The organism is Paenibacillus sp. J22FR5, from assembly GCF_059691975.1.
The window spans coordinates 1-1,781 of record NZ_JCAUAN010000069.1 but is presented as its reverse complement, the minus strand read 5'-3'; the positions used below and the strand labels follow the sequence as shown (position 1 = coordinate 1,781).

Genomic DNA, 1,781 nt, shown 5'->3' with positions numbered 1-1,781 from the left:
TCCCTCGGTTTTAAGGGTTTATCTCACGTATGCTCACTCACTCGCAGGATTTCATCACCTTATAAATCAGTATTTTTCAGAAAGTAAGTTGATTAAAACCGTTGATTCATATTTTGGGCGTGCGGGAATAGAGGAACATATGGAACATTTCCCCAGATCCTTCTCTACTGCACGCATGCTCCACAAAATCCTTGGAGGTTCACCCTCCCACGGCTCAACGGGTCTATGCCCTTACATTCCTTCGTTATACCTGACCAAGGTGTGGAGGCCGATAGCGTTTAGCGGATGGGTCTGTGCCCTTTTGGAAAACGAACTCGGTCCTCCGTGCTTTCTTTTTGAAAACTCCTGCGAATGAGTCAATTTACGTTATATTTAAGAAGTTTTAGGCAGCTAGAGCGTAGTTGGGAATTACTTTTTCAGGTAGAAATGACTCACCTCTTTGAACAATGCCAACGAGGATTCGTGCCAATTTTCCAAGCAGCTTAAAAAGAGACTGTTGTTTCTTCATTTGCTTGATCTGAACATTATTCTCATGCATCTGTCGAAAGACTGGATTCGTTCCTACGAGCGTGATCGTTGCCAGATACATATACTTGCGCAACGTTGCATCTCCCCGTTTCGAAAGCTTGATTTGTCCCTTGTGTTTTCCTGACATCCTTTCAGCTAAGTTTAGACCTGCTTTACGCAATAACTGACGTCCATGCGCATACTGTCTAAGGTCACCAGCACATGATAGTATGGCAGCTACGAAGATTGGACCCAGGCCTTTAATCGATCGAAGCTGAATGGCCATTGGAATCTCACTAAGCAGTGCTAGAATGTCCTTTTCAATCTTTTCTAGTATTTCAACAATACGTTCAAACTCCTCTAGTAACCGCCGTAAATCTTGCTTGGCTTCATGAAGAGCTGTCTTCTCTCCTACACTCTGCTTGGCTTGCGAAATTAGCAACGCAGCTTTCTGAGTCCCCGTAGAACCACCCGCTCGTTTCATATGCTTTCTCCAACTTGTAATCACCTCAGATACCGTCAGAGACTGTAGATCTAGCGGGGAGGGTAAATCTTTAAGCGTAGCTAAGGAACGTTTGCAGGTCCAGTCTTTAAACACCGAGGTATACTCGGGGAACCGAATATCTAACCAACGGATGATCCGGTTCTGCATTCTTACACTATTCGTCACCCAAAATTCCCGGTCACTCATAATGGTACGTAACCGTTGAAAGACAGTAGACTGTCGCGTGTATTCATAGTAATAGCCTCGGCAAACGACATCTGCAATGACAAGTGCATCTTTAGGATCACTCTTGGAAGGACAATTATCTCGGTTTTCCTTGTTTCGTTTGGTGGTAGCAGGATTCACCATGACAACGTTTATCCCCTTGTCGGAAAGCCAATTAGCCAGGTTAAACCAGTAATGTCCGGTCGGCTCCATACCGATGATTAGGGTCTTCAACTGGTGCTTCTGTTGTAATTCAGCCATCCAACGTTGTAATCTTTCGAATCCTTCTAAGTCGTTTGTAAATGGTAAATGCCGCTTAGCAAGAACGATACCTCGAAAATTAGTAGCCTGTGCGACATGAATTTCCTTCGCCATGTCGATACCTACTACTAGATGAGAGGTGGAAATTCGTTCTATACGTTGATTTTGTCCATCGTTTTGTTTAAACTTCATAGTAAGAGCGCCTCCTTGATGGTATTGGGTTTCAAACCCGTGCACAAACCCATCATACCGAGGCGCTCCTTTTTTGACAAAGTCCAAATCTTAGTCATTACAGGAATGTTTA

General features: G+C 44.0%; 2 protein-coding genes. One reads left to right on the top strand and one right to left on the bottom strand.

What is annotated here, in order from left to right; translation table 11 throughout:
- Positions 1-355 (top strand): hypothetical protein (locus AC58P7_RS33370; RefSeq protein WP_497350352.1); only part of this gene is annotated, 355 nt, incomplete at its 5' end.
- Between the two features lie 27 nt (positions 356-382).
- On the opposite strand, the gene AC58P7_RS33365 is transcribed toward AC58P7_RS33370, so the two are convergent.
- A complete protein-coding gene (locus AC58P7_RS33365; protein ID WP_497350351.1) occupies positions 383-1,669 on the bottom strand; it encodes an IS110 family RNA-guided transposase in 1,287 nt (428 codons plus the stop codon).
- Between the last annotated feature and the right edge of the window lie 112 nt (positions 1,670-1,781).